Annotated in this window: 16 protein-coding genes; 5 read left to right on the top strand and 11 right to left on the bottom strand. The window is 72.1% G+C overall.

What is annotated here, in order from left to right; translation table 11 throughout:
• Positions 1-3 precede the first annotated feature (3 nt).
• Complete coding sequence (locus OHB04_RS24645; protein ID WP_326689833.1) at positions 4-945, top strand: 4-(cytidine 5'-diphospho)-2-C-methyl-D-erythritol kinase; 942 nt, start codon at positions 4-6, stop codon at positions 943-945.
• Between the two features lie 57 nt (positions 946-1002).
• Here OHB04_RS24645 and OHB04_RS24640 read toward each other — a convergent pair whose 3' ends face one another.
• The 6 genes from OHB04_RS24640 to OHB04_RS24615 form a co-directional block, all read right to left on the bottom strand.
• The gene (locus tag OHB04_RS24640; RefSeq protein ID WP_326808327.1) at positions 1003-2025 is read right to left on the bottom strand and encodes a hypothetical protein; all 1023 of its coding nucleotides are present in this window, start codon (positions 2023-2025) and stop codon (positions 1003-1005) included.
• Complete coding sequence (locus tag OHB04_RS24635; protein ID WP_326808326.1) at positions 2022-2693, bottom strand: hypothetical protein; 672 nt, start codon at positions 2691-2693, stop codon at positions 2022-2024. Before OHB04_RS24635 ends, OHB04_RS24640 begins: the two co-directional genes overlap by 4 nt.
• Positions 2694-2787: 94 nt before the next feature.
• Positions 2788-4044 carry a serine hydrolase domain-containing protein gene (locus OHB04_RS24630; protein WP_326808325.1) on the bottom strand — a complete coding sequence of 419 codons (1257 nt, stop codon included), beginning with the start codon at positions 4042-4044 and terminating at the stop codon, positions 2788-2790.
• A gap of 80 nt (positions 4045-4124) precedes the next feature.
• Positions 4125-4925, bottom strand: coding sequence for an energy-coupling factor ABC transporter ATP-binding protein (locus OHB04_RS24625; RefSeq protein WP_326808324.1), 801 nt, complete (start codon positions 4923-4925; stop codon positions 4125-4127).
• Positions 4913-5677, bottom strand: coding sequence for a cobalt ECF transporter T component CbiQ (gene cbiQ / locus OHB04_RS24620; RefSeq protein ID WP_326689828.1), 765 nt, complete (start codon positions 5675-5677; stop codon positions 4913-4915). Before cbiQ ends, OHB04_RS24625 begins: the two co-directional genes overlap by 13 nt.
• Positions 5678-5689: 12 nt before the next feature.
• Positions 5690-7012: an energy-coupling factor ABC transporter permease gene (locus tag OHB04_RS24615; RefSeq protein WP_326808323.1), complete on the bottom strand. Its 1323-nt coding sequence runs from the start codon at positions 7010-7012 to the stop codon at positions 5690-5692.
• A gap of 491 nt (positions 7013-7503) precedes the next feature.
• Between OHB04_RS24615 and OHB04_RS24610 the strand changes: the two genes are divergently transcribed.
• Positions 7504-7917 carry an SsgA family sporulation/cell division regulator gene (locus OHB04_RS24610; RefSeq protein WP_326689826.1) on the top strand — a complete coding sequence of 138 codons (414 nt, stop codon included), beginning with the start codon at positions 7504-7506 and terminating at the stop codon, positions 7915-7917.
• Positions 7918-8044: 127 nt separating this feature from the next.
• Here the strand turns inward: OHB04_RS24610 and OHB04_RS24605 are convergent, their stop codons facing one another.
• On the bottom strand, positions 8045-10288 hold the full coding sequence (locus OHB04_RS24605) for an MMPL family transporter (RefSeq protein ID WP_326808322.1): 2244 nt from the start codon (positions 10286-10288) through the stop codon (positions 8045-8047).
• A 229-nt stretch (positions 10289-10517) separates the two neighbouring features.
• On the opposite strand from OHB04_RS24605, the gene OHB04_RS24600 reads away from it, so the two are divergent.
• Both OHB04_RS24600 and OHB04_RS24595 read left to right on the top strand, forming a co-directional pair.
• On the top strand, positions 10518-14102 hold the full coding sequence (locus OHB04_RS24600; protein WP_442814939.1) for a S41 family peptidase: 3585 nt from the start codon (positions 10518-10520) through the stop codon (positions 14100-14102).
• 96 nt (positions 14103-14198) lie between these two features.
• On the top strand, positions 14199-14372 hold the full coding sequence (locus tag OHB04_RS24595) for a hypothetical protein (RefSeq protein WP_326689823.1): 174 nt from the start codon (positions 14199-14201) through the stop codon (positions 14370-14372).
• A 238-nt stretch (positions 14373-14610) separates the two neighbouring features.
• Here the strand turns inward: OHB04_RS24595 and OHB04_RS24590 are convergent, their stop codons facing one another.
• The 3 genes from OHB04_RS24590 to OHB04_RS24580 are packed head-to-tail and all read right to left on the bottom strand — an operon-like array spanning position 14611 to position 18124.
• On the bottom strand, positions 14611-15498 hold the full coding sequence (locus OHB04_RS24590) for an SDR family oxidoreductase (RefSeq protein WP_326689822.1): 888 nt from the start codon (positions 15496-15498) through the stop codon (positions 14611-14613).
• Complete coding sequence (locus OHB04_RS24585; RefSeq protein WP_326808321.1) at positions 15495-16538, bottom strand: alpha/beta fold hydrolase; 1044 nt, start codon at positions 16536-16538, stop codon at positions 15495-15497. Before OHB04_RS24585 ends, OHB04_RS24590 begins: the two co-directional genes overlap by 4 nt.
• Positions 16535-18124 carry a flavin-containing monooxygenase gene (locus OHB04_RS24580; RefSeq protein WP_326689820.1) on the bottom strand — a complete coding sequence of 530 codons (1590 nt, stop codon included), beginning with the start codon at positions 18122-18124 and terminating at the stop codon, positions 16535-16537. The genes OHB04_RS24585 and OHB04_RS24580 overlap by 4 nt, the downstream gene beginning before the upstream one ends.
• Positions 18125-18471: 347 nt before the next feature.
• Between OHB04_RS24580 and OHB04_RS24575 the strand changes: the two genes are divergently transcribed.
• A complete protein-coding gene (locus tag OHB04_RS24575; protein ID WP_442814938.1) occupies positions 18472-19368 on the top strand; it encodes a MerR family transcriptional regulator in 897 nt (298 codons plus the stop codon).
• A gap of 506 nt (positions 19369-19874) precedes the next feature.
• On the opposite strand, the gene OHB04_RS24570 is transcribed toward OHB04_RS24575, so the two are convergent.
• Positions 19875-20570 carry a hypothetical protein gene (locus tag OHB04_RS24570; protein ID WP_326808320.1) on the bottom strand — a complete coding sequence of 232 codons (696 nt, stop codon included), beginning with the start codon at positions 20568-20570 and terminating at the stop codon, positions 19875-19877.
• Positions 20571-20671 lie beyond the last annotated feature (101 nt).

The following is a 20671-nucleotide window of genomic DNA, read 5'->3' as shown; positions in this document are numbered from 1 at the left end:
CCCGTGACCCAGCCCGCCGCGACCAGCACCGTCGCCGTCCGCGTACCGGCCAAGGTCAACGTCCAGCTCTCGGTGGGCGGCGTACGGCCCGACGGCTTCCACGGCCTGGCCAACGTCTTCTTGGCCGTCGGCCTCTACGACTCGGTCAGCGCCACCCGCGCCGAGGCACCCCGTCTGACGGTCTCCGGGCCGGATGCCGCACAGATCCCGCTGGACGACAGCAACCTCGCGGTGCGCGCGGCACGGCTGCTGGCGCAGCGGCACGGCCTGGCGCCGGACGTGCACCTGCACATCGCCAAGGACATCCCCGTCGCCGGCGGCATGGCGGGCGGCAGCGCGGACGCGGCGGGCGCCCTGCTGGCGTGTGACGCGCTGTGGGGGACGCGTACACCCAAGGAGGAACTGCTGGAGCTGTGCGCCGAGTTGGGCTCCGACGTGCCCTTCAGCCTGCTGGGCGGGGCCGCGCTGGGCCGGGGCCGGGGCGAGATCCTCACGCCGCTGGAGGTGAACGGCGCCTTCCACTGGGTCTTCGCGGTCGCCGACGGGGGGCTGTCGACGCCCGAGGTCTACCGCGAGTGCGACCGGCTGCGGGAGGCCGCGGGTACGGGCTCCGGCGCCGCGAGCGTGCCGGAGCCCGAGCCGTCGCAGGAACTCCTGGAGGCGCTGCGCGCCGGGGACGCGGACGCGCTGGCCGCCGCGCTGCACAACGACCTTCAGCCCGCTGCCGTCTCCCTGCGGCCCGAACTGGCCGAGACCCTGGAGGCGGGCATCGCGGCGGGCGCGCTGGCGGGGCTGGTGTCCGGCTCGGGCCCGACCTGCGCGTTCTTGATGAACGACGCGGACTCGGCGACCCGTACGGCACAGGCGCTGCTGGCCTCCGGCACCTGCCGCACCGCCCGCCCCACCACGGGTCCGGCGCCGGGGGCGACAGTGACGGCGGCCTGAGCCGCCTTCGGCGGCCCGGGGCCGTCAGTCGCGGAGGGGGCCCGTCGGACAGGCCCGTCAGTCGCGGACGATGGACTGGACTTCCTTGACCGTGACGGGCTGCTCATAGGTGGACTGCCCGTCGGGCAGGGCCGGTTCACCGACGGGCGCGCCGTCCGGATCGGCCGAGTCGGTCCAGGTGACGTCCCAGACCAGGGACGCGGTGAAGGTGTGCGGCGCCCCCTTGGCGGTGGCGCGCTTGTAGGTGATGTTGCAGTCCGCGCTCTTCGAGTCCACCCGGTAGCCGTCCTTGCCGTCGGCCTTGGTGAGGTCATAGGTACAGGTGCGCGGATCCGCGTCCGCCGTTCCGGCGTCGACCTTCAAGGACGCCGGCGTCGCGACGGTGGTGGCAGCGACATCCATACCCGGATAGTCGATGCTCGCGGTCACCCACACGCGATCCAGCGGCGCCTTGAACGACACGTGGGTGTCCAGATTGACGACCTGCCGGTCCGTGGCCGGGCTCAGCTTCACCGGCGGCGCGGGCAGCCGCGTCTTCTTGTACGCGATCATGGCGAGGATCTTCGGGTTGAGTGCATGCGGATCGTCCGGCTTCTCGCCCTCCGGCACCCACAGATCGGGCTCCAGATCCAGACAGCCCGCCGCCTTCAGATCACGGTCCCCGTCGTGGAAGAGCGCCCACCAGGTGCCCTTCTTGCCGACGTTGTACTTCTGCTTCTTCCGCTTCTCCTTGTACGCGTAGAACTCATCCGCATAGTCCCCCAGAACCGCTCCCGGCGGGCTGGAGGATTCCAGCGCTTCCTTGTACTCCTTCGGCTTCCACATCGGCTTGTACCAGCATGCCGGCGGCTCCCACGCGACATCGCGCGCCGGTGCCATCGGTTTTCCCGCCTCGGGCGCGTTCGTCGATATCCGGACCCCGGCACCGGCACCGACGGCACCGCCGCCCGGACTGACGTCCGGCTTCCGCTCAGTGGAATCGAGCGAGCCCTGGGGGTCGCCGCCGTGCGCCTCACCCAGGGGAATGATCAGTAACGCCGCCAGCACTGCGACGACCACACCGGGTCGCGAGGTCCTCACCGGGCGCATCTCGCCACCCCCTTCTCGGTCTTGACCTGAACGGCCTGCCAGTCCCCCTTGCCGTTCTTCACAATTCCAAGGGTGTGGAGCACGAAATCCTTCTTGGTGGGCTTGGTCTTAAGGACCTCCCCGCCCTTGATTTCCTTCCCGTATCCGTTGCGCTGGGATTCACAGAACGTCACCCAGGCCTCTTTCGACGCAAGGTCGGCGACCTTGAAATCGTAGTAGAGGTATCTGCCGGTGATAGTCAGCCCCTCGTCATGGACCCGCTTGACGTCCTTGCCAACGGTGGACAAGGCCGGGTGCTTCCAGTAACGGATCATGTTCGCCGTGCCTGGGCTCCCCTTGCCGTACGCCTCCTGGCTCGCTCGGGTCGAATACACCACGTCCCGCAGGACTTCGTCCTTCGCCTTCTCGCCGGTCTTGGGCACGTCGAACTTCAACGTGACATCACTGGGCAGGTCGAACGTCGGCGCGCCCGGTTCCGAACCCTCGCCCGGCGAGGGCGACTTGGAGGAGTCGTCGCCGCCCTTGCCCGCGCCCGCGATCTTTTCCTTCTCCCCCGAGCCGGAATCGTCGCTGCCCCCGCCACAGGCGGACAGACCGACGGAAAGCGTGCCGGCGAGCGCCAGCGCGGCGGCGGTACGGCAGGTGGTCCGCTTGCTCATCCTGTGCCAACTCCCGATAACGACATCAGTGTTCCGAGAGTAGTCAGCCAGTCACGTGAACAACAGGGCGACCCCTGCCACCCCGCAGCGGTACTCAGCGCACCACGGTGCGCAGGGTGCGGACCAACGCCTGGGTGCGGGGGTCGCTGGTGACGGAGCGGTGCAGGGTGTTGGTCACATAGCCGAACGAGGTGCCCGATTCCGGGTCGGCGAAGCCCAGCGAACCGCCCCGGCCGGGATGGCCGAAGGAGCCGGGACCGAGCAGGGGGCAGGCCGAGCCGTGCAGCATGTAGCCCAGTCCGAAGCTGGTGTTGACTATCAGCACCCGGTCGGGCCCGCCGGACTCCTCCGAGCGGGCCTGGGTGAGCGTGGCGGGAGTGAACAGCCGCCGGGCGCCCCTGCTCACGCCGGCGCGGGTGCCGGCACCGGCACCGGCACCCGTGTCCGTGCCCGCACCCGTGCCGATGAGTGCCGCGTAGAAGGCGGACAGGGAGCGGGCCGTGCCGATGCCGTTCGCGGCCGGCAGCTCCGCCGCGCGGTAGGCGGGGTCGTTCTCGTCGGGGCGCGGCGTCAGCGCGTCGAAGGCGCGGCGGGTGAGGGAGCGCGGGTCGGCGTAGGCGTCGGTCACCGCGCGCTTGGGCCGCAGCCGCAGCGCCCCGGGCTCCGGGGCGGGGGCCGTCATCTCCGCGACCCGGGCCACGCGTTGCGTTCCCCCGGGCGCGTCCGCCGCGGCGAGGTGCGGCGGCAGGCCGATCCACAGGTCGAGCCCGAGGGGTGTGGCTATCTCCTCGGCGAACCAGCGCCCCAGGCTGCGACCGCCGCTCGCGCGCCCCACCAGCTCTGCCAGCAGCCAGCCGTAGGTGTGCGCGTGGTAGCCGTGCGCGGTGCCCGGCTGCCAGGCGGGGGCCTGCGCGGCCAGCGTGCGGGGCCCTGTGACGCCGTCGAGGGCCTGCTCGGGGGTCAGCGGCTCCGGGAGCGCGGGCAGCCCCGCGCGGTGCGAGAGGAGATGCCGTACGAGGACGCGCTCCTTGCCGGCCGCCTTGAACTGGGGCCAGTACGTGCCGACCGGGGCGTCCAGATCGAGCTGGCCGCGCTGGTGCAGCAGGTGCGGCACGGCCGCCGCCAGCCCTTTGGTGGCGGAGCGGATGACGACGGCGGTGTCCGCCGTCCAGGGCGGGGCCTCGGGGTCGGCGGGGTCGGTGGTGCCGCCCCACAGGTCGACGACCGTGCGGCCGTGGCGGTGCACGGTGAGGGCCGCGCCGCGCTCGCCGCGTTCCTCGAAATTGCGTATGAAGGCGTCCCTGACGGCCTCGTATCCGTCCGCAACCGTCCCCTGAACGACCTCTGTCACGCTTGTTTCGCTCCTGTCGCCTTCATGGCGCTTTTGAGCCGCCTTTATACGGCTTCGCCTCCGCCGCGCCTTCCATGGTGCTACGCGACGGGGACACTCACGGAGCGGGGGTCGAAGCCGAAGGGGAGTTCGAGGCGGTGGGCACGCATCAGCTCATCGTCGGAGAGCAGGTCCTGGGTGGTGCCGTCGGCGACGAGCACCCCGTCGCTGAGTACGACCGCGCGGGGGCACAGCTCCAGCGCGTAGGGCAGGTCGTGGGTGACCATCAGCACGGTCAGGTCGAGGGAACGGATGAGGTCGGCGAGTTCGCGGCGTGCGGCGGGATCGAGGTTGGAGGAGGGCTCGTCCAGGACGAGGATCTCCGGGCGGCCGGCCAGCACCGTGGCCACCGCGACCCGGCGGCGCTGCCCGAAGGAGAGGTGGTGCGGCGCCCGGTCGGCGTGCTCGGCCATGCCGACCCGCTCCAGCGCCTCGCGCACCCGCTCCTCCAACTCGGCACCCCGCATCCCGGCGGCGGCCGGGCCGAAGGCGACGTCCTCCCGGACCGTCGGCATGAACAGCTGGTCGTCGGGGTCCTGGAAGACGATCCCGACGCGGCGCCTGATCTCCGCCAGCTGCGCGCGCTCCACCGGCAGGCCCCCGACCGTCACACTGCCGGCGCCGGCCGTGAGGATGCCGTTGAGGTGCAGCACCAGCGTGGTCTTGCCCGCGCCGTTGGGGCCCAGCAGCGCGAGGCGCTGGCCGCGCGGGACGGTCAGGTCGACGCCGAACAGCGCCTGGTGCCCGTCCGGGTAGGCATAGGCGAGGCCGCTCACCTGGAGCGAGGGGACCTCGGCGGAGGGCTGGGGCGCATCGTCGGCGGAGCGTGTCACAGGGTCCATCCCAACAGGCAGATCACGAGGGCGGTGAGCGGCAGCGCGGCCGAGCGGGCCCACACGGCACGGCCGGCGGGCCCGTCACCGAGGGCGGGCGGCATGCTGCCCGTGTAGCCCCTGCTGAGCATCGCGAGGTGGACTCGTTCGCCGCGCTCGTAGGAGCGGATGAACAGCGCGCCGGCCGACTTGGCCAGCACACCCCAGTGGCGCGGGCCCCGGGCCTCGAAGCCGCGCGAGAGGCGCGCTGTGCGCATGCGGCGCAGCTCGTCGGCGATGACGTCGCCGTAGCGGACCATGAACGTCGCGATCTGGCACAGCAGTGGCGGGAGCTTCAGCCGTGCCAGCCCCAGCAGGAGTTCGTCGAGCCTGGTCGTGGTGGCCAGCAGCACCGAGGCGGCGACTCCGAGCGTTCCCTTGGCCAGCACGTTCCATGCGCCCCACAGGCCGGACTCGGACAGGGACAGCCCCCACACCGTGATCCGCTGCCCCTCCGCCACGAAGGGCAGCAGCACGGCGAAGGCCACGAACGGCACCTCGATCAGCATCCGCGTCAGCACGTGCCGCGCCGGCACCCGCGCGACGACGGCGACCACGGCCAGCAGCAGCGCGTACGCGCCGAAGGCCCACACCGCCTCGCGCGGGGTGGCGACGACGAGCAGGACGAAGCAGAAGACCGCGGCCAGCTTGCAGTGCGCGGGCAGCGCGTGCACGGGTGAGTGCCTGTGCCGGTACAGCGTGTGCGAGTGCCCCGCTCCCATCGTGGCCCCCGCCTACCGCTCGGCGCCGGAGGGCTCGGAGGCCCCGGACCCGTCCGACGGGCGGGCCGGATCCTGAGCCGTGGCGCGGGACGAGGGCTCCGCCCGGGAGGGGGCCTCCGCCCGGGACGGGGCTTCCTCCCGGGACGAGGGCTCCGCGCGGCGGCGGCGCAGGACGACGAAGACGCCCGAGCCGAGCGCCAAGGTGGCGCCCGCGCCGATGACTCCCGCCAGGCCGCCGGACAGCCGGGCGCTGGAGATGTCCTTGACCCCGTAGTCGGCGAGCGGGGAGTCCTTGGCGGAGTGGTCCTTCGCCTTCTCGTCGATGCCGTTGTCGGCGGCGACCTTCTCCAGCCCGTCGGGGCTGGCCGAGGCGTAGAAGCTGAGCCCGCCCGCGCACAGCACGGTGACGATGATCCCGGTGATCCACAGCGGCCGGACCGACCGGCGGCGCGGCGAAGCGCCGGCAGCGGGCCCGGGGGCGGGTCCGGCTCCGGGGGCGGATTCGGGTTCCTGGGCGGGTTCGGGGGCGGACTCGGATGCCGGGGCGGATTCGGGGGCGGACTCGGATTCCGGGGCGGATGCGGGCTCAGGAGCGGGCCCGGAAGCGGCTCGGGCAGCCGCGCCGGGGGTCGCGAGCGGGGAGGTGCGCAGTTCGAGGCGCACGGCGAGGCGGTCGCGCGCCGCGTACACGAGGTCGGGGCGTACGGCCACCACCGCGCCCACCGTCAGCGCGGTGATCGCGGCCTCGCCGATGCCGATCAGTACGTGTACGCCGACCATCGCGGCGAAGACCTTGCCGAGGGCGACGTCCGTCGTGCCGCCGAGTGCGTAGATGCCGGTGAAGGCCGTGGCGGCGGCGGGCACGGAGACCAGTGCGGCCACGAAGGAGGCGATGGTCACCGAGCTCCGTGCGCGGGGAAGCAGCCGCAGCAGCCCCCGGAAGATGCCGTAGGCGACGAGGACGGTGACCACGCCCATGTCCGTGATGTTCACGCCCAGCGCGGTCAGCCCGCCGTCGGCGAACAGCACGCCCTGAAGGAGCAGGACGACGGATACGCACAGCACACCCGTGTACGGGCCGACGAGGATCGCGGCGAGCGCACCGCCGAGCAGATGGCCGCTGGTGCCGGCGGCCACGGGGAAGTTGAGCATCTGGACGGCGAAGATGAAGGCGGCGACCAGCCCGGCCAGCGGTGCCGTCCGCTCGCCCGCCTCGCCCGGACCGCCGCTCAGCTCGCGCCGCGCCCCGCGCAGCGAGACCGCGACGGCGACGGCCGCCACAGCGCCCGTCCCCGCTGAGACGGGTGCGTTGATGAATCCGTCGGGCACATGCATGACGCGCTCCGCCTCTCGCGGCTGCTTCTCGCGGCTCGGCCCGGCCGAGCCTGGGCTGGTTCGGCGGAATCCAGCCATTTGAGAATAGCGGTCAACTGCAAAGGGCTCGCAAGAGGGCCTCCGCGGGAGCGCTCACCAGAGCGTCCACGAGCGCCACGCGCCCCAGGCGGTCGGCCACGTGAGCGCACCGCCCCGCGCGGCGACGCACACCGGGGGCCAATGGGAAATTCGGGACAGTCGGGGCGAGTGATACCGCCGAGGCTCTCGCTTGCCTCTGTGACTCCAGCGTCGTACGTGTCGCGCCGAGGGCAGCGCAATGCGGCCGGAATGCCCGAAATATGAGTGACGTAGGTCACATTTTTGCAATCTGTGGTACAGCTCACCTGGCTCCCTGGGTGACTGTCCCGGCGCGCTACGCGTCTGACAGGACGAAGGGGCAACCCGTCCCGAGCTGTGAGCGGAACGGGTGTCCCCGACCCAGAGGAGCAGATGTGTCCAAGGTCATCAACCACACCGTGCAGGCCCAACTGATCACCAGGCCCCCAGCGACCCGGCCCCTCTCGCCTGCCCTCCGCTATGACCAGGACGATCCGCTCGCCGTGCACATCGTGTTCCCCTCCGACATCTCCCTCGACGGGGGCGAAGTCGTCTGGGCCTTCTCCAGGGACCTGCTGGATGCCGGCCTGCGGGGGCCGGCCGGCGAGGGCGATGTCCATGTGTGGCCCTGCGGGGTGGAGCAGACAGTGATCGAGTTGCACGCCGGGGAGGGGGTGGCCGTCCTTGAGTTCCGCAGCGCGGACCTGTGGGGTTTCCTCCGCTGCACATACGACTTGGTCGGCGCGGGCAGCGAAAGCGCGCGCCTCGACCTGGAGGAGGGGCTCACCGCCCTGCTGCGCGGCGTGTGAGCAAGCCCTGCTCCTCCCCCGCTCCGCCCCTCCCCCGGTCTCCGGCAGCGAAGTGCCCCCGGCGGGCTGAATTCCAGCCCGTCCGGGGGCACCTCAGCGCGATGCGCCGACGGGGCGGGCCGCAGCCCTACACCTTCGTGCCCTCCGGCTCGCGCTGGTGCGGAATGGTGGGCGTCGCCTCCTCGGACCGAAGCGTCTTCCGGAGGCGTTCGCCCTCGACGTCCACGTTCGGCAGCGCCCGGTCCAGCCAGCGCGGCAGCCACCACGCGTGCCGGCCCAGCAGGGCCAGGACGGCCGGGACGATCGCCATCCGGACGATGAACGCGTCGAAGAGGATGGCGATGGCCAGCCCGAAGCCCATCATCTTGATCATCGCTTCGGAGGCCCCGATGAACCCGGCGAAGACGCTGATCATGATGACCGCCGCGGCCGTCACCACGCGCGCACCCAGCCGGAAGCCGCTGACGATGGCCTGACCCGGGCCCTCCCCGTGGACGTATGCCTCACGCATGCGCGTGACCAGGAAGACCTCGTAGTCCATGGCGAGGCCGAAGATCACGCCGATCATGAAGATCGGCATCATGCTCATGATCGGACCGGTCTGCTCCACCCCGATCAGCCCCGCGAGCCAGCCCCACTGGAAGACGGCCACCACGGCGCCCAGCGCGGCGAGCACCGAGAGCAGGAAGCCGAGCGCGGCCTTCAGCGGCACCAGCACCGAGCGGAAGACGAGCATCAGCAGGACGAAGGCCAGGCCCACGACCAGCGCGAGGTAGGGCACCAGCGCGTCGTTCATCACCTGCGAGAAGTCGATGGCCACCGCCGTCGAGCCGGTGACGAGCATCGTGGCGCCGGTCCCCCGCTTGATGTCGCCCGCCTGGTCGCGGATGTCGTGGACGACGTCCTCGGTGCGCGAGTCGCTGGGGCCGTAGTCGGGCACGGCGCTCAGCGTGGCGGTGTCGCCGCCCTTGTTGAAGACCGGGGGCGTCACCGCGGTCACGCCGTCGACCTTCTTCAGCCGCTTTTCGACCTCGGCCGCCGCGGCCTCGGGGTTGTCGGCCCCGCGGGTGTCGACCACGGTCATCAGCGGGCCGTTGAACCCGGCGCCGAAGCCGTCCGAGAGCAGGTCGTAGGCCTTGCGCTGGGTGGTGTCCGTCGGCTGGTTGCCCTCGTCGGGCAGGCCGAGCTTCATCGCGCTGACGGGCAGCGCCAGGGCACCCAGCGCCAGCACCGCCGTGACCAGGACGATCACGGGGCGGCGCAGGACGAAGGAGGCCCAGCGCACACCCATCTTCGGGCGCTGGCCCACCGCGTCGGCGGCCGGCGGCACGCCGGTCTCCGGGTTGGCCTTGCGCACGCGGCGGCCGAAGATCCGCTTGCCCGCCATGCCGAGCGCCGCGGGCACGAGCGTCAGCGCGACCAGTACGGCGATCACGACGGTGCCGGCTGCCGCCATGCCCATCTTGGTGAGCACCGGGATGTTGACCACCGACAGCCCGACGAGCGCGATCACGACCGTCAGGCCCGCGAAGACCACGGCGGAGCCGGCCGTTCCCACGGCGCGGCCCACCGCGTCCTCGCGGTCTCTGCCCTCGGTCAGCTCGGCGCGGTAGCGGGAGGCGATGAACAGCGCGTAGTCGATGCCGACCGCGAGGCCGATCATCATGGCGAGGGTCGTGGTGTTGGCGGACAGGCCCAGGGTGGCGCCCAGCGCTGTGATCGACGAGATGCCGATCATCACGCCGATCAGCGCCGTGATCAGTGGCAGTCCGGCCGCCAGCAGCGAGCCGAAGGTCAGCAGGAGCACGATGGCCGCGATGGCGATGCCGATGATCTCCGCATTGCCCATCTCGGGCTCCACGAGGAGCGCGTCACCGCCCGTCTCCACCGTCAGGCCCGCGCTGCGCGACTCCTTCGCGGCGTCCTCGATGCCCTCGCGGGTCTTCTCGGTGATGTCCTGCGCCGGGACCTTGTAGGTGGCGGAGGTGTAGGCGATGCTGCCGTCCTTGCTGATCGCCCCGCTCCCCTTGGCGAAGGGGTCGGAGACGGCGGCGGCCTGGCCGCCGCTCAGCTCGCCGATGGTCTTCTTGACGGCAGCCTTGTTGTCGGTCGCCGTGATCTTCTCGCCCGTCGGGGCGCGGAAGACCATCCGGGCGGTGGCGCCCTCGGCGTTGGCGTCGGGGAAGCGCTCTTCCAGCACGTCGAAGGCCTTCTGGGCCTGTGTGCCGGGCAGCGCGAAGTCGTCGTCAGGCGGGGTCGAGGCGGTGGACGCTCCCACTCCGGCCGCGACCAGCAGCGCCACCCATATGAGGGCGACGATGCGGCGGCGCCGGAAGGCGAGCCTGCCGAGCTTGTACAGGAAGGTGGCCACGGGTGCTGGTCTCCGGTCGGAATAGGACAGGGCACGGACGCACGCGGTGGAGCGGGCGCCGAGAGCGGGCGAAGCTGGTGCCCTTCCCGGCAGGCTTTGCCCGGTCGCGGCACTAATGACAGCTCATGTCAATCGACGCTTTCTCCCAGCCGGAGGATGACTCCAGGACAGGAAATGAGGGGTACGTCACAACTTGCCGGGCCTCAATTCCCCACGAACCATGGGATAGGTGACCGACGACGGCGCCTATCTCCGCTTTCCCCACCTGCACGGCGGACTCCTGTCCTTCGCCGCCGAGGACGACCTGTGGGTCGCCCCGCTGCCTGAGAGCTCCGTCTCCGGCGCCGGTGCTGGAGCCGGTGCGGGTGGCGGAGCCGGTGCGGGTGCGGGTGGCGGCGCTGGAGCCGGTGCGGGTGCCGGAGCCGGTGCGGGTGCCGGCGCCGATGTGGCGCTGCCGGGCCGGGCCTGGCGGCTGACCGTGGACCGCACCCGCCTCAGCCACCCCCGCTTCTCCCCCGACGGGCGGCTGATCGCCTACACGAACTGGCGCACGCTCGACCCCGAGATCTACCTCGTCCCGGTCGAGGGTGGGTCGGCCCGGCGGCTGACGTACTGGGGCGCGACCGACACCCGCGTCCGCGGCTGGACCCCCGAGGGGGACGTACTGGCCGTGGCCTCGCACGGGCAGCCGTTCGCGCACTACTCGTGGTCCTACCGCGTGCCGGTGGCCGGGCCCGACGGCCCGCCGCGGGAGCGGCCCGAGGCGCCCTGCCCCGGCAGCAGGCTGCCCTGGGGACCCGTCTCCGACATCGCCGTCGCCGAGCAGGACGGCGAGCGGCGCACGCTGCTGCTGACCGGCACGCCCCCGCACGAGCCCGCCTCGTGGAAGCGCTACCGGGGTGGCGCGACGGGTCGGCTGTGGCTGCACGGCGAGCGGCTGCTGCCGGACCTGGAGGGGCATCTGGACTCGGTGATGTTCGTCGGCGGGCGGGTGGCCTTCCTCTCCGACCACGAGGGCATCGGCAACCTCTACTCCTGCCGCCCCGACGGCTCCGACCTGCGGCGGCACACCGATCACGACGCCTTCTACGCCCGGCACGCGGCCACCGACGGGCGGCGGGTGGTCTACCAGTGCGCGGGCGAGCTGTGGCTCGTGGACGACTTCGCGCACCACGCCCGGCCCAGGCGGCTCGCCGTCCGGCTCGGCGGCCCGCGCGCCGGTCGGCGCCCCTACCAGGTGCCGGCGGCGGCACACCTGGACGCGCTGGCCGTCGACCCGACGGGCCGGGCGAGCGCGGTGGGCGTACGCGGGAGCCTGTACTGGCTCACGCACCGGGACGGGCCCGCGCGGGCGCTGGCCGACCGGCCGGGCGTGCGGGTGCGGCTGCCGGAGATGCTGGGCGACACCGGGCGCATCGCCTACATCACCGACGCGGAGGGCGAGGACGCGATCGAGATCACCGACCTGCCGCGCGCGAGCGGGCCCAGGCCCCCGCGCCGGCTGGCCGCCGGACGCCTGGGGCGGGCGCTGGAGCTGGTGTCCTCGCCGGACGGCGAGCGGGTGGCGGTCGCCTCGCACGACGGGCGGCTGCTGCTCATCGACGTCCCCGACACGGTTCCCGACCCCGGGGAGGAGCCGCCGTCCGGCGCCGGAACCGATGGTGGCGGGCCGGGCGAGGGGGCCGGCCCGAAGAGCGGGGCGGCTGCGGAGAACGGGACGGCTGCCAAGAGCGGGACGGCGGCCGAGAACGGGACGGCTGCCAAGAGCGGGGCGGCTGCGGAGATCACCGAGGTCATCCGCTCCGCGAACGGGCCCGTGCACGATCTGGCGTTCTCGCCGGACTCGCGGTGGCTCGCGTGGGCCCACCCCGGGATCGGGCGCTCACTGTCCCAGATCAAGATCGCGAAGGTCGGCGGACCGGAGGCGGAGCGCACGGCCCTGGACGTGACGGACGGCCGGTTCGAGGACGAGCAGCCGGTCTTCACCCGCGACGGGCGCTACCTCGCGTTCCTGTCCTGGCGCGGCTTCGACCCCGTGTACGACGTGCACACCGGGGACCTGTCCTTCCCGCTGGGCTGTCGCCCGTACCTGGTGCCGCTCTCCTCCGCGACGCTGTCGCCGTTCGCACTGACGCCCGAGGGCCGACCCGCCGCCGGCGGGCTCGATCCGCAGGACCGGGCGGACGAGAGCGGGGCAGGGGCCGAGGAGGGGCCCGAGGTCACGGTGCTGGTGGAGGCGGAGGGGCTGGCGAGCCGGGTGACGCCGTTCCCGGTCACCGCCTCGAAGTACGCCGCGCTGTACCCCGTCGCGGGCGGCGGCCTCATCTGGCTGCGGTATCCGATCTCGGGCGCGCTGGGTGAGACGTTCGTGAACCCGGCCGACACGACCGGCCGTCCCACCCTCGAACACTTCGACCTCATCATGGCCAAGCGCACCGAACTGACCAGCGAAATCGACGGGTTCGCGCTCAGTGGCGACGGCTCGCGGCTGGTCGTCAACGACGAGGGCGAGCTGCGGGTGGTCCCCGCCGACCAGGAGGCCGACGCGGACTCGACCACCTACATCGACCTGCGCCGCATCCTCCACGACGTCGACCCGGCGGCGGAGTGGCGGCAGTCGTTCGAGGAGGCGGGACGGCTGATCCGCGCCTACTTCTGGGACCCGGGGATGAGCGGGGTCGACTGGGAAGCGGTGCTCGCGCAATACCGCCCGCTGGTCGAACGGGTCGCCTCGCCGGACGAGTTCGCCGACCTGATCCGCGAGGCCCTGGGCGAGCTGGGCACCTCGCACGCCTATGTGACCCCGGCCCGGCGCGACGAGGGGCCCTCGCACTACCAGCGGCCCATCGGCTTCCTGGGCGCCGACCTGATCCACACGCCGCAGGGCGCGTGGCAGCTCGCGCGCATTTTGCCGGGCAACTCCTCCGACTCCCGGGCGCGTTCACCCCTGGCGGGCGCCCCCGTGCGCGAGGGCGCGCTGCTCACGCACATCGACGCGCGGCCCGTCGACCCCGTCGCCGGGCCCGGTCCGCTGCTGGCCGCCGCCGGGGGGACGACCGTCGAGCTGACCCTCCAGCAGGCGGGCCCACGCCGGGTGGCCGCCGTACCGCTGATCGACGAGCGCCCGCTGCGCTACCAGGACTGGGTCTCCCGGCGTCGCGACCTCGTCCGCGAACTGAGCGGCGGCAGCTGCGGCTACCTGCACATCCCGGACATGGGCGGCTCCGGCTGGGCACAGTTCAACCGCGACCTGCGCATGGAGGTCTCGCGCCCGGCCTTGATCGTGGACGTACGGGGCAACGCGGGCGGCCACATCAGCGAACTCGTCCTGGAGAAGCTGACCCGCACGATCCTCGGCTGGGACCTGACGCGGAACGCACAGCCGGTCAGCTACGCGAGCAACGCGCCGCGCGGCCCGGTGGTCGCGGTGGCCGACGAGGCGACCGCCTCCGACGGCGACATGATCATCGCCGCGTTCCGGCTGCTCGGTCTCGGCCCCGTGATCGGCGCGCGCACCTGGGGCGGGGTCGTCGGCATGACCGGCCGCCACCAGCTCGGGGACGGCACGGTGATCACCGTGCCGATGAACGCGGCATGGTTCGACGGCTACGGATGGTCGGTCGAAAACCGCGGCGTGGACCCGGACATCGAGGCCCTGCGCACCCCGCTGGACTGGGCCGAGGGCCGCCACTCGGTACTGGAGACGGCCGTCCGCACCGCGCTCGACCTGCTGGAGCGGCACCCCGCGCACGTCCCGCCCGACTACAGCGAGACCCCCGACCGCTCCCGCCCGCCGCTCCCACCCCGGCACTGACGGCACCCTCTTGCACCTTTTACTGCGGAATGCGAGCTATGCCACGGCATGCCAGGCTGGAGGGACCCGTGAGTACCCACACCCCGAGGAGTGACGATGGGCCTGGCAGACCAGTTCAAGACCAAGGCCGAGCAGCTTCAGAACAAGGCCAAGGGCAAGAAGGACGACGACTCCAAGGGCTCCGCCCACCAGGACGACCGGACCCGGGAGATGAAGAACAAGGCCAAGGACAAGGACAAGGGCCAGGACATGCCCGACAGGGACCGCTGACCCCCCTCGCGGGGAGCCGTTCCCCCAAGGGTGCGGGCCGCAAGCCCGCACCCTGGCTCCAACGCCCCCCTTCTTCCCGCCGCGACGGCGCGCACCCCGGCGGGCACCGCCGCACACCGATACGAGGCTTCTCGCCGTCGCGGCGGAAAGGAAGCCGCCCCCCTCCCGGGCGCGAACAGGTCGTTCGCGGCGGGAAAGAGGGCGGCGGGCCTCAGCCAAGGCCAGGACAGGTGGCGGTCTAGCGCGAAGCGCGCGCCTTCTCATCGGCTTGGCCGCCCGCGCCGACCAGCCCCGTGGACACGCCCTTGGCGTCCAGCCTCGGCGCGATGGCCCTGATCTCGCGCCGGCCGAGGGGCCCGCCGATGACCGGCGGGAGGTAGCCGCGGATGCCCTGCATGCCGCGCAGCCACCACTGCCCGTAGACGTGCGGGGAGCGGCGTTCGATGCCGGCGACCAGGCGGTCGACGGCGGGGCCGAGCGGATAGGTCTTGTTGGTGGGCCACGGCAGCCGCTGCCGTACGTCGCGCAGGACCTCGTCCTCGTCGGCGCCGCGCACCATGTCCGTGTCGGTCCAGCTCAGGTAGCCGACGCCGACCTTCACGCCCTTGTGGGCGACCTCCGCGCGCAGGCTGTGCGCGAACGCTTCGACGCCGGACTTGGAGGCGCAGTACGCCGTCATCATCGGGGCCGGGGTGATGGCGGCCAGCGAGGCGATCTGGAGGAAGTAGCCGCGCGACTCGCACAGGACGGGCAAGAAGGCGCGTCCGGTGACGGCGCCGCCGATGAGGTTGACCTCGATCACGCGCCGCCAGGCGACGGGATCGGAGTCCATGAACGGTCCGCCGGCGGCCACCCCGGCGTTGGCGACGGCGATGTCCACCTTCCCGAAGTGGTCCTTGACCTCGCGGGCGACGCGCGCCATCGCCTCGTGGTCGGTGACGTCCGCGTGCCAGTACGCGGAGTCGGTGTACAGCGATTCGCCGACCCGCTTCAGTTCGCCGGGCTCCAGCCCGACCAGCGCGATCCGCGCGCCGCGCGCCGCCATCTTGCGCGCGAGCAGCGCGCCCACGCCCCGGGCGGCACCTGTGATGACGGCGACCTGCCCCTCCAGACCGACCCGGCTCATACGCTCTCCTCGGTGGTGGCGACTGTGGTGGTGACCGCGGTCGTGAGGTGGTCCCTGACGAGGCCCGCGAGCACGTCGGCGACCGTCTCCGGCTCCTCCAGCGGTGTCATGTGGCCGCGCCCGGCCAGCTCGTGGACCCCGGTGCAGCGCGGCAGCAGTGCCGCGAGGCGGCGCGCGTGGGGGAGGGGGGTGAGGCGGTCGTGGGTGCCGATGACGACGGCGGTGGGCGCGTCCAGGCGCGGCACCTTCGCCGAGAGGTCGAGCCCGGCCAGCACCCCGCCCCACGCGGAGCGCACTCCGGTGGGGCAGGCGTGCACGATGCGCGCCGTCGCCTCGACGGTGTCCGGCGCCGGCGCCGTTCCCAGCGTTCCGTAGGCCAGCGCCTTCCGCGTCAGCGGGGTGACGGGCCCCAGCGGGGCGTGGGCGCCCAGCAGCAGCTTGTGCGCGGTGGCGCGCACGCGCTCGGAGCGGAAGGGCAGTACGCGCGCCTCCCCCGTGAGGTGCTGCGCCCCGGTGCTGCACAGCATCAACGCGGCGCCGTGCTCCCGCAGTTCAGGGCGTCCGGCCGCTGCCATGACCGTCATGCCGCCCATGGAGTGCCCGCCGACGACGGCCCGCTCGCCCGGCTCCAGGGCTGCGTCGAGGACGGCGCACAGGTCGTCGGCGAGCATGGCCGTGCTGTACGCCTGGGGCGTAGCCGCCGCGGGGCTGCGGCCGTGGCCGCGCTGGTCGTAGACGATCACGCGGTGGCCGCTCGCGGTCAGTTCGCGGATCACCGGCGCCCAGAACACGGTGCTGCACGTCCAGCCGTGGGCGAGGACGACGGCGGGGTCGTGGTCGCGACCGTGCACCTCGACGGGCAGGCGCACCCCGTCCCCGGAGCGCGCGCTCAGCTCGCGCGCCGGTTCGGGCGGCGCGTAACGGCCGGGGAGGTTCACACGGCCATTGCGGCCGGTGAGGCCGGTGAGGCCAGTAGGGCCGGTACGGCCGACGGCGTGCGCGGACGCGGACTTGGTACCCCTTCGGGCGAACGCGCTCATCGTCCGTCCTCCGCCGTGTGGAAGGCGTCGGTGGCCGCGCCCCTGCTGACGCTGCCCGCCAGCAGCGGGGCCTTGCGCCGCGCGCCCTGCCCGCCCGTGCGCGGCGCGCGCAGCACCTCGTACTCCTCCAGCCACACCTCGCGGGTGACCTTGCGGAACTCCGCCGTCGTACCCGGCCACACCGCGACCGGCCGCCCCCGCGCGTCCAGATACCAACTGGTGCAGCCGGATTCCCACACGCTGGACCCGATGCGCTCGCGCAGCTTGGCGTTGTAGGCGTGCTGGGCGATGGGCCGTACGTCCAGCGCGGCCTTGTCACCGCCGCCGAGGGTGTCGAGTTTGCGCAGGTAGTCGACCATGTAGTTCAGCTGGGCCTCGATGATCAGGATCATCGAGCTGGTGCCCAGGCCCGTGTTGGGGCCGATGACGAACAGGAAGTTGGGGAAGCCGCTACTGGTCGTCCCGCGCAGCGCGTTCATGCCGTCCTCGGCCCAGGACTCGGCCAGCGTCTCGCCGTTGACGCCCTTGACGAGGTGGGCGACGGGCATGTCGGAGACGTGGAAGCCGCTGCAAAAGACGATGGCGTCGACCTCGGCCTCCCGGCCGTCGGCGGACACGAGCGTGTTTCCGCGGATCTCCTTGAGACCCGAGTCGATGACGTGCGCGTTGGGCCGGGCGAGCGCCGGATAGTAGTCGTTGGACAGCAGGGTGCGCTTGCAGCCGACGCGGTAGTCGGGGGACAGCTTGCGGCGCAGCGCGGGGTCCTTGACCGCGCGCCTCATGTGCGCGGTGGCCACCTTCTCCACCGCGGGCAGCAGCCCCGGGTAGTTGGCGAACACCTGCGTCTCCAGCTCCCGTACGCCCCACAGCACGAAGCGGCGCAGCTTCTGGGTGACGGGCAGCTTGGCGTGCACCTTCTGTTCGATCCTGGTGATACGGCGGTCGTTGCGCGGGAGTACCCAGGCGGGGGTGCGCTGGAAGACGGTCAGCTCGCCGGCGACCGGCTGGATGGCCGGGATGATCTGGATGGCGGAGGCTCCGGTCCCGATGACGGCGACGCGCTTGCCGCGCAGGTCGCAGGAGTGGTCCCAGGTGGAGGAGTGGAAGACCTTTCCCTCGAAGGAGTCCAGCCCCGGGATGGCCGGCAGCTTCGGCTCGGAGAGGGGGCCCGTGGCGGAGACGACCACGTCGGCGGTCAGCGTCCCGGTCGAGGTCTCCACGCGCCAGTGCAGCTCTTCGGCGTCCCAGCTCATCCGCTGGACTTCGGTACCGAAGCGGATGTGCTGACGTATGCCGAACGTGTCGGCCACCCGGTCCAGATAGGCCTGGATGTCCGGCTGGGGCGAGAAGGCGCGCGGCCACTCGGCGTTGGGCGCGAACGAGAACGAGTACAGGTGCGAGGGGATGTCGCACGCGCACCCGGGATATGTGTTGTCGTGCCAGGTCCCGCCGACGGACTCCCTGCGCTCCAGGACGACGAAGTCCGTCGTTCCCGCGCGGCGCAGACGGACGGCGGCCCCCAGGCCGCCGAATCCGGATCCGATCACCGCCACCCGTACGTGCTCCTGCTCGTGCTCGGCCGCCATGCCGCCGCCTCCCGGAGATCCGCAGTGGACTCAGACCGCGCCAGTGATTACTGGCGCCTTTTTGAGAGTAGGACAGTCGGATACTCGTGGGTAGGGGTCGGCGCGGGGGAAAGTTACCGGCGGTCGCACCCACCCTCCCGCCGGATCCCGCCGCATAGGCTGAGTCCGTGGCGAGCGCGAACGAGCAACCCCAGGCGGACGGCGACGGGACGGCCGACGAGGCCGCCGCGCCTGCCTCGCCTACGCGGGCGAGGCAGAGGGGACGGGCAGGGCAGGAGGGACAGACGGGGCAGGAGGGGCAGGCGGCCCCGGCGACCTCGCCAGGTCCGGCGCCCTCGCCAGGTCCGGTGGCCCCAGCGTCCCCGTCAGCCCCGCCAGCCTCGGCGCCCGCGCCCCGACCCGCCGACGGGAAGCGGGAGTTCCGCGCGGCCGATGGGCAGCGGGAGTTCCGCGCGGCCGAGCTGGCCGAAGCGGCGGGTATCACCACGCGCACCCTGCGCTTCTACCGCGAACGCAAACTGCTGCCGCCGCCCCGCCGCGAGGGCCGTATCGCCTGGTACGACGAGCACCACCTCGCGCGGCTGCGCAGCATCACGGCGCTGCTCGCGCGCGGCCACACCCTCGGCGGCATCGCCGACCTGATGGACGCCTTCGAAAAGGGCCGCGACGCACGCACGGCGGCCGAGGTCATGGGCCTGGACGGCGCCCTGGCCACCCCGTTCTCCGACGAGACCCCCGTGCGGCTGACCCCGGAAGAGCTGGCCGACTACTTCCAGGGCGAGGTGACCGTCGACAACCTCGCCGCCTCGCTGGACATCGGCTATGTCGCCATCGACGGGGACGAGTTCGTCCACACCAGCCGCCGCCTGCTGGAGGGCTCGGCCGAACTGGTCGCCAAGGGCATCCCGCTGGCCGCCGTCCTCGAAGCCGGCCGCGAACTGCGCTCCACAACGGACGAGATCGCCGCCCTCTTCGCCCGCCTGTTCCGCACCCACCTCCTCCCCCTCCAGAACACCACCGACCCCACCGAACTCAACGACCTCCTCGCTCGCGTGGGCCCCATCGCCAAACAGGTCGTGGAAGCGGAACTGGGCCTGGCCCTGGACCGCCGCGTGCGGGCGGAACTGGAGGAGTGGCTGAGCGGGCGCTGCGCGAGCGGGGATGAGAGCGAGGGCGGGAGCGAGGCCCCGGACGCCCCGGACGCGGGTGAGACCCCGGGCGCGGGTGAGTCCTCCGCGCCGTGAGGTGCCTCCCCTTGTGCGGATGCCCTCGTCCCATACGAGTGGTCCACAGGCACGGTTCGGACACCGTCGTCGAGGCGCTGTTCGGAAGTGAATTGCATGGTCGTGCCTTTCGGGAGTGCTCAAAGACGGCACTCCCGGACGACCTTTCGCCCGACCGTGACCCCGGAGGGAAGCACCCATGCCGATACTGCGTTCACGGGTACCACCTCCTCGTTCTCTCGCACGGCCTCCGGAAAAGCAGCAATGGTCGCGTGGTCCGCCGACGAGTTTTCGCGGAGGCTCCGTGGCCGGATGCATGGGCGTTCTCACCGATAACCGCTGTACCGGCCCAGCCCACCAGCAGCTACACATCGTCCTCGAAGCGGGCCGGCTGGATCCGTCCCGCCAGGCGAGTCCGGCCCGGGCCGCCTCGACGTCTTCTCCCAGGCGGCCCGGCAGATCCGGTGCACGTCCACGCGCTTCAACGGTGACATCGGATGTTGGAACTCCCTGAATGCCTCCGGTGATCAAGAGTTGCGATCTCGCTCTCGGAGACAGGGGCCGAAGTGATCAGCGACAATCTCCGCAATCGCTGCGGCATCGCGGGAACCATCAATTGCGATCACGCGGATGCCGAGCTGGTGGGCCTGGCGGACCGCGTCCTCGGCGACGAGTCGGTCGCGGGCCAGGCGGTTGGCCTGTGCCCGGGCGGGGTCGCTGACGCGGTGCCCGAATGAGGCGGCTCGGGGTAGTTCGCGGACCTGCTGGTCGCGGAACTCGGGCGCGGGCACCATCACGATCATCCGGCGCGGTGAGTCGATGACGGGTGCGACGAGTTCGGGTCGAAGTCCCCAGCCTTCGGCGATGATCGGGAGGCCGGACACGAGCGCGCGCAGGTCGTCGAGAGCCCATTGGAACCGCTCCGGGAAGCCGGCCAAGGTCTCGGCGGCCATCTCCTCCGGGGTGGTGTGGACCCAAGTCCTGTCCAGGTCAGGCTCGGTGGCGGGCTCGCCAAGAGCGACGCGGCGGGCGATCCTGCGATCGTTGTGACCGCGGGCGTCGTGGTAGTCGTAGTGGTAGGCGGTGACGCCGTATTGAACGGCCAGCAGCCGGGCGACGGTCGACTTGCCGGCCCATTGGCCGCCTCCGATCCACAACGCGCGGTGCAATGTGCCGAAGGGGTCCCAGACCTCACCATCCGCGCGAGAGTTGTCGCTGGTCATCTGCTGTCCTCCTTGGTTGAGCCGCGGGGCTGACTCGCGCTGCTTCTCCAGCCTGGCCGGCTCCCCGACTCGGTCCGTCATGCGCATGGCAGGCGATGACT

Source organism: Streptomyces sp. NBC_01775 (genome assembly GCF_035917675.1).
Classification (GTDB): domain Bacteria; phylum Actinomycetota; class Actinomycetes; order Streptomycetales; family Streptomycetaceae; genus Streptomyces.
Note: the sequence above shows the minus strand (reverse complement) of the source record. Positions and strands in the feature narration are given on the sequence as shown.

Excerpts from the sequence above, each read along its gene's own strand:
- OHB04_RS24585 (WP_326808321.1), bottom strand. The coding sequence starts at position 16,538 with ATGAGCGCGTTCGCCCGAAGGGGTACCAAGTCCGCGTCCGCGCACGCC.
- OHB04_RS24570 (WP_326808320.1), bottom strand. The coding sequence starts at position 20,570 with ATGACCAGCGACAACTCTCGCGCGGATGGTGAGGTCTGGGACCCCTTC.
- cbiQ (WP_326689828.1), bottom strand. The coding sequence starts at position 5,677 with ATGGGAGCGGGGCACTCGCACACGCTGTACCGGCACAGGCACTCACCC.
- OHB04_RS24615 (WP_326808323.1), bottom strand. The coding sequence starts at position 7,012 with ATGCATGTGCCCGACGGATTCATCAACGCACCCGTCTCAGCGGGGACG.
- OHB04_RS24625 (WP_326808324.1), bottom strand. The coding sequence starts at position 4,925 with ATGGACCCTGTGACACGCTCCGCCGACGATGCGCCCCAGCCCTCCGCC.
- OHB04_RS24595 (WP_326689823.1), top strand. The coding sequence starts at position 14,199 with ATGGGCCTGGCAGACCAGTTCAAGACCAAGGCCGAGCAGCTTCAGAAC.
- OHB04_RS24635 (WP_326808326.1), bottom strand. The coding sequence starts at position 2,693 with ATGAGCAAGCGGACCACCTGCCGTACCGCCGCCGCGCTGGCGCTCGCC.
- OHB04_RS24590 (WP_326689822.1), bottom strand. The coding sequence starts at position 15,498 with ATGAGCCGGGTCGGTCTGGAGGGGCAGGTCGCCGTCATCACAGGTGCC.
- OHB04_RS24580 (WP_326689820.1), bottom strand. The coding sequence starts at position 18,124 with ATGGCGGCCGAGCACGAGCAGGAGCACGTACGGGTGGCGGTGATCGGA.